Source organism: Trichocoleus desertorum AS-A10, assembly GCF_039962155.1.
In the GTDB taxonomy this organism is placed as follows: Bacteria; Cyanobacteriota; Cyanobacteriia; order FACHB-46; family FACHB-46; genus Trichocoleus.
Window position 1 is genome coordinate 1 of the sequence record NZ_JAMPKN010000089.1, and the last position, 9,309, is coordinate 9,309.

Sequence of the window (9,309 nt, forward strand, 5' to 3'; positions counted from 1 at the left end):
TGTCATAGTTGCGTGGACTCATAGTTCCGTCCCCAAGAGCTTCGACTCCTTAGATATTGCTCATTTCACTACCTGAATTCTTTCTACTTCATATCTATTTACAAACATTCTCTCAAGCCTTTTGAATTGAAACTTACAAGGCTGGGATGCATTCTTAAAGAGATTACTGGCATCTTCTTCAACCAAGATAATAACTTTGAAAACTATGTGAATGACACAAAAATACAGTGAGGAACTAGAGTGTTACCTGGTTGAAATAGATTTATATGCAAGCAATAATAGCTACACTTTAATTACTTGCTTTGCTCAGCTTCAAAATCAAACTGTACTTGATAAAATCCAACATTATCATCGAACCACAAGTTCCAGTATTGCCTTTGCTGAATATATTTCCATCGTTTTTCGTCTTCAGCACTCTTCCTTGTGTCAGAATTAGCTGTATTCTCAGGATTAACAAAAGCCAACCTAGACTGTTCACTGTTCTCTAAAACAGCGTCATTAATAACTAGCCATATAGTGACTGGAACTGGTTTATCATTTGTTATCTTCCCTGATGCTCCAACGACAATTGCTTTATCTCTAAGAGGATTTTCTCTACTTGGTTCTGGTTCACCGCCTTGGTGTAAGTAGGCTAGCAGCGTACCGTCTGCGGCTTGAGGTTCTATCTTTAAATCTTGTCGATAAGTGTTCTTGACCTCACTAGGGCTAGATAGATTACCAGTAGGTCCTGTCCAGCCAATGGTTGGGTAAGTATCTTTCTGGGCGGCTTCAACGAGCCTATGAATTCCTAGATTTGCTCTTCCTGAAGCTGTAATTTGTACAGACTGTCTAGGATTCAACTTGAGTCCTGTTGGTGCCCACAAATCACTAGCTGCTAGGAGATAGGACGCTTTATTTGGAATGTTGTTAACAGTGACGAGCGTTGTTCCAGGCACTGGAAACTCAATTTTAACTTCATCCTTGGCGGCAGAGAGTTCTCCACCCCTGTAGGCTAGTAGTGCTAGTGCTATGGTGGCAAGCCCAATCAGCCATTTCCAAGGGAGTTTAGTTAACTCGCTTTCCTGATCTGCTTGCTTATGGTCTTCTTCATTGTTAGGCTCTTTGCTAGAAGCCATGATTTCTTCCTACATTTACCTAAAGGAACAAAGTGTTAAAGGAGCCACTCTCTTTAATCCTTACTAGCTTAACTTGATTTGAACTAAACACTCTAATGCATAAACGAGTGATTAAGCTGAGTACTAGTAGCTCTAAAATCTATTTTCTAAAAAACAGTTTTTACTGAATAGCTTATATGAATAAAAAGAAACAAAAATTTCACTTTTTTTGCAATAAATGAAGTAGTTACTATAAAGACAGGTATGACAATAAAAGTCATTAGAGATAATATTTAGAGTTGACTTACAAAGAAGATTTTAAGAAGTCTAGATTCTTGGTCCTACTTAATTTTAGGTTTCTCATTATTTAAGGAAAGGGATTTCTCGAAGTCATGACTTATCTTTGAGTGCTTACCGAGACGGCCAATAGTGGAACGAACCATCTAGCCGGAAGTACCAGTTAGAAGTAAAGTATTAAGTATTACTGGCTCCAGGCAATCTAGGCTGTTGAGGCTTGAAAGCTTACGCCTGAGCAGAAGCAATCTGAGCGTCAGGCGTAAGCTACTAGAATGTGCTCCTAGAATTAGCTGTAAGAATTACCGCTTTTGTTTTTGATTTAAGTAGTCTTGCAACTCCTTCTCAGCGCTTTGTAAATCTGCCTCAGCTAGTGGAAGCTTTAGCTCGTACATTCGTCGATTATCAGGACGATCATTCCAAAAAATGATGCTCTCTTGAATCGAGCGAACTTCAGCTTTAGCATTCTCTACACGCTGTCTGAAGTATTTTTCTTGTGCAGCTTCCTGTTGAGCTGCTTGTTGAATGCGAGCAGCTTCCTCCTGTTGTCGTCTCTCTTGCGCCTGCTCTTGCTGGGCCTGTCTCTTTAGCCCTTCATCAGTACATCTAGGAGAATCTATGCCAAAAAATGCACATGCACTTCGTTCTGATGCTTTTTCTCTCTGTTGCCACCACTGATTATTAATTTTGTCTCTTTCATTGAGATATTCATGGTAGTTAGCATCATCGCAATCCTGCCCGATGGTAACCCTCGATTCTGATCGAGAGTTGTCTCCTCGAATTTCTTCCCTTTCATCCTCTCCTAGAGCTATATCACTACAGCGATATAGCTGAGCGGATGCTGGCTGAACAGAAATGACTCCAATGTTGAGGATGTGACTCAAAGAAAGAGCCAACAGAGTAAACCCAAAAAGTGATTTTTTCATGCCTAAAAATTCTCCAGATGATAGGGTATGGGCTACCAAGATTGATTAAAGAAGCCATCTGAAGATTGCTGGCGCATTTGATCACGCTGTAATCTAAGCTTTTCTTGCTCTACAGCACCTCGTTGGCGAATCATTTCCCTGTCTCGACTCGATTCTGCTTGAACTGCTGCATCACAGTTTAGGCCGACGACAGTATTCGAGGTTCTCAAGGAATTATTCTGTTGTCTATCTCGGTTGAAGCTCATCGATCCGCTTTGATCGATATAGTTGTTGCTGTTGGCACGAGCTTCATTAATGTTGCTTTGATTGTTCGAGCTATCGACGGAAGACTGGGACTGAGAGCTACTACCTCTATTGAACTCCGACTGCACAGAGTTGCTGCCAAAGTTCGATTGGCTATTGGAATTACTCGTACTAGAGCTATTTGAAAAACCAACATTCGCTCCAAAACCAGCATAGCTACCTCCAACCTCAGTGCTATTGCTCCTAGAGCGTGATGAGCTGCTAGAGCTAGAGTTACCAGAGCTATTGCTTGATGTCAAAGATCCAGAGTTCTGAATGCTTTGGGAACCACTGTTTTGGTTGTTATACGATTGAACATTCAGGTCGTTATCCACATAAGAGGCATTCTGGCTCCCTGATTGAATATTGTTTTGACTCATAGAGCCACTATTGTTTTGAATGTAGCCTTGATCAATCTCGACGGTATTGCTACCCAAAGCTACTTCACTGCAAGCATACGAGGATTGAGCCTGAATGGGCTGGCTACTGAACAAAAGCGAACTAGCTGATAGGGTTGTTAGAGCAGCACTTGTGACGCAACGGAAAATTACTTGATTCATTTTGAATGCTTTGGGGTGAATAGGAAAGAACACTGGAGACACCCTGATGTCACTGCTCAGTGACCTGTTCATTAACATCTACTATTTACTTTGGCGTTTGAAGCTCTAAAGGCTCAATTGCTACAGAGGTAGTCTTTGTTTTTTGCCACTCAGTAAACATAACTATTTATACACAAAGATTTTCCGTACAATATCCCGATAAAAGGTGAATTTTGAGCGTTTTCCGTGTTTTTTCTGTAAAGGCATGCTATTGACGAGAGTGTATTTAAACACAAAATCTTGAAATACTAGAGTGTTTTTGCTGGTGAAGCTGGCGCTGCCGATGTATTCACAGCTCAGACTCCTGCCATACTCTGTTCTAGAGGAAAATTAATCAGGGAATGACTTCTGAGTCGTTGTAAAACTTTGTTCGCATTGGTCTTCGGCAATAGCTAGCTTGATGAGTTTGTTGCAGGTGGCTCAGACAGGCTTGAATACTTCCTCTGCTTCATCGAACTGCCATGCAATGCCTTGAGGATCACGTCCCTTTGTATAAACGGCCAGTTTATTGCCGTTTGTTTATTCTGACTTTGGCAAGGTTGGATCTATCAACCCCCAGAATCTTAGCTAGTTCAGTCAATGTAAGTCTTAGTGATTTATCGCCGAAGGCGATCGCCTCCGGCGGGGTTTGATACTCAGTTATCTTAGTAGGCTCTTTTTGTTCCTGAATCTGAGCTAGGCCATCACTCAGATTTTGCAGTTATTCGGTTAGGGCGCGTAGACGATTGTGTAGATTAGCTTCTACGCGCTGAGCTTCAAGCCGACTAACTCTAACCTCTAGTTGGCCTAGTTGATGACTGTCTACACTTTTATCTATACCTACTCGACCGTCTTACCTCCCCTGCCACACCTTTCATCTCCTTGGTTTGCTAAACTAACTTACACTTATGACCTTTGAGCTGTCAGAGTGCTTTAGAAAGCAAAATTTGTTGAAGGGTCAAAAGAGCCTCTAATGGATACCGATGAATCAGTAGATCAACAAATTCAAAGAGAATCAGAACTCCGCTTTGTTACAGAGCTTTTAGAGGCTTGTAAGCAAGCGAGGTTAATTGATGTAGAACAGTGCCCTTTTTGTGGCAGCTCAAGTCTTTCAGTAGTTGATAGTCCGGAATGGGATCGAACAGGATACTTCGCAGTTTGCTGTTGTGGTGCTCATGGTTCCCGTGGCGAAACTCAACAAGATGCTGTTCGATTGTGAAACAAGCGTTCTTCGGTTCCTAAGGTTCCTAACCAGAGTAGTAATGATTGAGCTGACTGATAAGCCACTTTGAGCGCAGATTTTGCTGCGGTGCCAACTCAAAACTTCATGGCTTATTCACACCAGCTTGTAAATTTTTCATGTTTCGCGTGTCTTAAATCTCAGCATCAGTGGAATTCTTGTCATAAGAAGAATTTCATACCCTTATGAGTAACCGTCACTGGCTGGAGACTGCGGAGTATACCTCACTTGCTGCTTCGGCCATCGGCTCAATTGCAGCTACCGTGTCTCAACAAGTTGTCTTTGCTGCTGCTCCCATATCAGTATCACTAGCTTTAGGGACGCTGAATCGGAATCGCCTGCAACAAGCTCAGCAAACTTCTCAGGTTGCGATTACTCAAGTTGATCAGCAATTCAGGGGACAAATTGAGTCGGTTCAGCAACAACTGAAAACCCTGCCCCCTCCACCAGAACCTTTTGACCCCAGCGATCTCCAAGCTCAGATCGCAAAAACCCAGACAGCCATTGCCACTTTGCAGCAGGATGCTGAGGCTACTGTTACGGAGGTTCGCCAGTATCTAGACAGCAAGCTTGAAGGTTTACAGGCTCAGTTGCAGACAGAGCTATCTCAAATTCCTCCGGTATTCAACCCTCAATACCTAGAGGTGACGCTGGCGCAAGTTGACAGCGCGATCACTGAACTCTCGAAAGGATTAGCAGCAGTACAAGCGTGTTTGGTTCCCTTACAAGCTATTGACCTCAACCCACTTCATCAGCAGGTCAGTCAGCTTCAGAAAAGCCTTGAAGCTCAAGCCGAGGGATCGGAAACACGTTCCGCCTCACTACAAACACAACTCAACCAACTCAGTCAGCAAATTGAACAGTTAGAACGGGTTAATAGAACTGCTGTTCAACCTCACATCTCTGAATTGGCAGCCAAGCTCAAGCCAACCGTAGAGGCGACTGCAATCTTAACCAAGCAACTAGCAGCTTTGATCCACCAAGTTGGTACTAAAGCTGAGCATCAAAAAGTGGCTGAATTAAGGGATGCGATTTTGCAACTACAACAACAGCTTGATCAGCTACCCCCACCTCCACAACCATTTGACCCAACTCCATTACAAGTAGACATCAAAGGCTTGCGCTCCCAAGCCAATGACTTACAACAGCAGGTGCAGGAAGTACGGTTGTCAGTCACCGACCTGGGTAAAGATGAGAGACTGGAACAGGTTAGAAACGCAATCACAACCTTGGAGCAAAAGTCACAGGAGTTTCTAACCAACCAAGAGCTGGCACCCTGGCAGCAGACCGTTGTTGATCGCGTCGATCACGGGGTTACAAGCTTGAAGATTGAGCTTGAGATGTTGAACCGAGCTTTTACTGAACGCCGTGAACAGTCTTTAGCTCAGCAATCAGAAGAGTTACAGCAGCAGATTCAGGATTTAGAAGCTTGGCTCAAGAGCCTAGATACTAGCTTTGAGGTGTTGCATGATCGCACCCGAAACCTGGATGTGATGCAACAGCAGCTAGAACAGTTAATTAGGGGTGCGGGTAAGGTTAATGAATTAGAAACTACTCTAGCTGAGCTATCTCAGGGACTCGCAGAGCAAGTTGACGAAGTTGTAGACAAGCGGATCGTTGGAATTAACCAGCTACTTCAGCAAATGCAGCCTAGTCATGAGTACAAGCTGATATACGACCGCCATCAAAGCCGAGAAATTCTCTTCAAGGCTGTCAAGCAAGCTCAAGAGCGTCTGATTCTTGTTTGCCCTTGGCTCTATAAAGGCATTCAGTGGAATGAGCGAGAACTAGTCGATTACTTCAAGACCTTTTTGAGCGTTCCAAACAGTCAAATTGAAATTGGTTGGGGGCACTGGCAGGACATCAATAGTGATAAGGTTCGTCGTTCTTCAGGACTCCTGAGGGAGCGGCTCAAAGCCTACTCAGATATGTACAGTGCCTTGGAAGACTTAGAAGACCTCGAAAGGCAATACCCCAAGCAGTTTAAGTTAAAGCTTCTAGGGACTCACGAAAAGTTTCTAGTTTGTGATCGTCAATTCGCTATGCTGGGCAGTCATAACTTTCTTTCCTCCAGCGATTATGCTCGAAGAGAGCGTGAGGTGGGACTATATACAACAGACCCACGCATCATCAATGAGCTAGTCAAGCGTTTTGAGAGTGCCAAAGATCTAGAACAGCAGAAAACGTGGAAGATTACTGCTTAGAGTATGGTCCTACGGCAATACTTAGCTATTGACTCTCGGACTGAGGCCAGTTCCACATGAACCCTAGCGCTCAAGAAATTGTCCAATTACTTCAGCAGTCCGTAGATGGGCTGCTATTCATGAGTGAGTCAGAAGGTTATCAGAGAAATCTGCTGACTGGCAATCCTCGCACTTGCTGTTTTTCAGCCAAGATAAAGTAAGACAGGATTACGTTGACCAATTCTTCAAAGAATTAACCAATGAGTTAGATAGTTAGTTACAACTGATTAATGTACTCAAGGAGATAAACATCAACCTTGAACCACTCTCCAGCTAATCTAATTTCACTAAACTGTTTATGTAGTGATCGCTCTAGTTCTTGAGCGTCCTTACCTCCTTTAACCTGTATCGACTTAATTAGCTTTAATTTAGCTGGGCTAGATGTTTGCAGTGCCTTCATCCTCTTGGCTAAATCTTGTGCCCGCCCTATTTTGATCGCATTGCTGTCTTCATTAAGAATGAAGTAAACAAAATGGTTCTGGTGGACTAACTTCTCACCGTCGAGAGAGTGAGTTCTATTACCTGGAGTAATAATTTTAGAATTTGAACTTGCCCAAGTTTTGATCCACGCACATATAGCATTAACAGTAAGAGATTTCTGTGCTCTGATCGTAATAAGTTCTCCATCGATATTCAGTGTAAACTTCTTTGCACCAGCTTTACCCCTGGACGGAAGGTTACCACTATTCGGGAGTTTTAATCTCTCTGATGGGGAACCGCAAAGCTTTTTGTATGTATTGGGATAGTCAGTAGGAATATTAAATCGCTTACAATCCTCTGGTCTAACCTCTATCCAACCCCATCCTTTATACGGATCGTCCGGATTCCTATCAATATAAATAGTGTTCCAATAACTTCTAGCCATACATCATTTCTTCAATGTGTCTAGTTAAGAGTAAGCTGTATCTTCGGATCTGAAATCAAAATTTTATTTAGCCAATGAACTTGATTTAATTTTGGAATTTGAGGACTAATCCGCTACTAAATCTGACTAAGAGCTAACGGGCTAACGCTTCAATTCGGCAGTTTCCCTGGGCAGGATAAGCACAAATATTAGCTTATAATAATTGTCAATCAGATATGGGGAAGTGAATAATAGTTTAAACATCAACCGATATCAACTACTGGGAGGGGTGTAGTACCTGGCTTGCTAAATTGCTTGTGATTCAACATCGCTACGAATACCCCTCCCAGTAGTTGATTAATTTCTTCCGAACTTCCTGAGTATAGTATTAGATATAAAACTGCTCCAAGGGCGTTGGTATTTCCGGATAAATGTGGCTTTCCCACTTTAGAATTTCGTGCCCACTTTATAATGCCAGAATAAGGATAATTTTTATCAAAATTATCAAACTCAGGGTTTCGCTTACCATTGATAGTCTTACGAGGGCCAGCAAGATTGCAAAAAAAGAGATAGCGATATGAATCAATCAATACACCTTTTAGCCTGGAGCTTTTACATGTTTCAATAGCTCTTTGAAAAACTTCCTTGTTGCTATTTCCGCTTGGAAGTTTAGGTGCTGCTAAATAATAAAAGCTACAAGAACAATTTTCTATAATTCCACCATTTTCTATATGTTGATAGCGGATTTCTCCAAGCCTAATTTCTGACATAACTATATATTCTCATCTAAGTTATCAAGTTTAAGGTCTGAGCCACTAAATCATAAAGACTATTAGCTTGAAGCGAGATGTCTTGAAAGCAGTATTTGAAAAAGGCCGCTAGCAGATTTTTGAGAAAGACAGTACTGGACAAATGCCTCCTATGCCAGCCGCAAGAATGGTACAACCTTCAACTTGAAAGACACGTAATAATACAGCTTTGCAGTAAGAAATTGCAGTCTCCAGCAAAGTCTCCTAAAAGGTAGCCTGAGTGTTTAGGAAGTTCAGTTGTAGATTGCTGATCTACTTTATCTCATATCTTGCACCTAGCAATTTTGATGTTCCATCCTTGCCGTGAGAAGGTTGGGATGCGGGGTCAGGCTAACGTAGTCAAGCCTTGGGAGTAGCGAAAGATAAGCCATTAAGCTTTTGGGATGTTCTGCTGCTGTTTATAAAGAACTCTCGAATCATTCAGGTATATCCTTTCATTGCTCTATCTCACTCAGATGTAAGTAGCTAGCCAGAATTAAACTTAAAACGTTCGAGGGCGTATCCCCCTTTGAGGCTACGTGTTGCCATTCCGTCCATGATGGCAACGGCTAAATCATATTCATCCTCAAACATCTGACCTGCAATCTCATGCGTCTTGAGTTGATGCCACTGCTCCTCAATGCGATTCATCTCAGAACAGTAGGGGGGCAAAAAGAACACCAACAAGCCCTGCTGCTGCCACCGCTGCCACTGTTGCTGAGCCAGTTGACTTGTATGCAACGAAGCATTGTCTTGCACAATCACCGTTAGACGCCCGGTTTGAGTGAGAGTTGTCAAAGCTTTATCAGCAATCGAGTCCATCACTTTGATGTAACTGGAACTCCTAAAACTACCTAGCGCTATAGCATACTCAAACCCTTGATGCGGTTGCCAGAGTCCCAGGATGCTAATGCGCCCACCCCGTCGCTGCGTTTGCTCCAATCGCTTCTGTTGTCCGACTCGACTGTAGCTGTAGCTGACTGGACTCCAGAGGCAACACCCGGACTTGTCAAGATACTT

8 protein-coding genes are annotated in these 9,309 nt (G+C 42.8%); 2 read left to right on the forward strand and 6 right to left on the reverse strand.

Annotation, left to right across the window (positions count from 1 at the left end):
* Positions 1–293: 293 nt before the first annotated feature.
* From NDA01_RS30525 to NDA01_RS30535, 3 genes are all read right to left on the reverse strand, one after another.
* On the reverse strand, positions 294–1,115 hold the full coding sequence (locus tag NDA01_RS30525) for a hypothetical protein (RefSeq protein ID WP_348230995.1): 822 nt from the start codon (positions 1,113–1,115) through the stop codon (positions 294–296).
* Positions 1,116–1,690: 575 nt separating this feature from the next.
* Entirely contained in the window at positions 1,691–2,314 is a 624-nt protein-coding gene (locus tag NDA01_RS30530; RefSeq protein ID WP_348230996.1) for a hypothetical protein, read from the reverse strand.
* A 32-nt stretch (positions 2,315–2,346) separates the two neighbouring features.
* Positions 2,347–3,156 (reverse strand): hypothetical protein, encoded by an 810-nt coding sequence (locus tag NDA01_RS30535; RefSeq protein WP_348230997.1) that lies wholly within the window; start codon positions 3,154–3,156, stop codon positions 2,347–2,349.
* A gap of 991 nt (positions 3,157–4,147) precedes the next feature.
* Here NDA01_RS30535 and NDA01_RS30540 point away from each other — a divergent pair.
* The gene (locus NDA01_RS30540) at positions 4,148–4,393 is read left to right on the forward strand and encodes a hypothetical protein (protein ID WP_348230998.1); all 246 of its coding nucleotides are present in this window, start codon (positions 4,148–4,150) and stop codon (positions 4,391–4,393) included.
* Between the two features lie 206 nt (positions 4,394–4,599).
* Positions 4,600–6,618, forward strand: a complete 2,019-nt coding sequence (locus NDA01_RS30545; RefSeq protein WP_348230999.1) for a phospholipase D-like domain-containing protein — start codon at positions 4,600–4,602, stop codon at positions 6,616–6,618.
* A gap of 256 nt (positions 6,619–6,874) precedes the next feature.
* Here the strand turns inward: NDA01_RS30545 and NDA01_RS30550 are convergent, their stop codons facing one another.
* The 3 genes from NDA01_RS30550 to NDA01_RS30560 form a co-directional block, all read right to left on the reverse strand.
* Positions 6,875–7,522, reverse strand: a complete 648-nt coding sequence (locus NDA01_RS30550) for a GIY-YIG nuclease family protein (protein WP_348231000.1) — start codon at positions 7,520–7,522, stop codon at positions 6,875–6,877.
* 242 nt (positions 7,523–7,764) lie between these two features.
* Positions 7,765–8,271, reverse strand: coding sequence for a hypothetical protein (locus NDA01_RS30555; protein WP_348231001.1), 507 nt, complete (start codon positions 8,269–8,271; stop codon positions 7,765–7,767).
* Between the two features lie 504 nt (positions 8,272–8,775).
* A partial coding sequence (locus tag NDA01_RS30560; protein ID WP_348231002.1) for a transposase occupies positions 8,776–9,309 on the reverse strand: 534 nt, incomplete at its 5' end.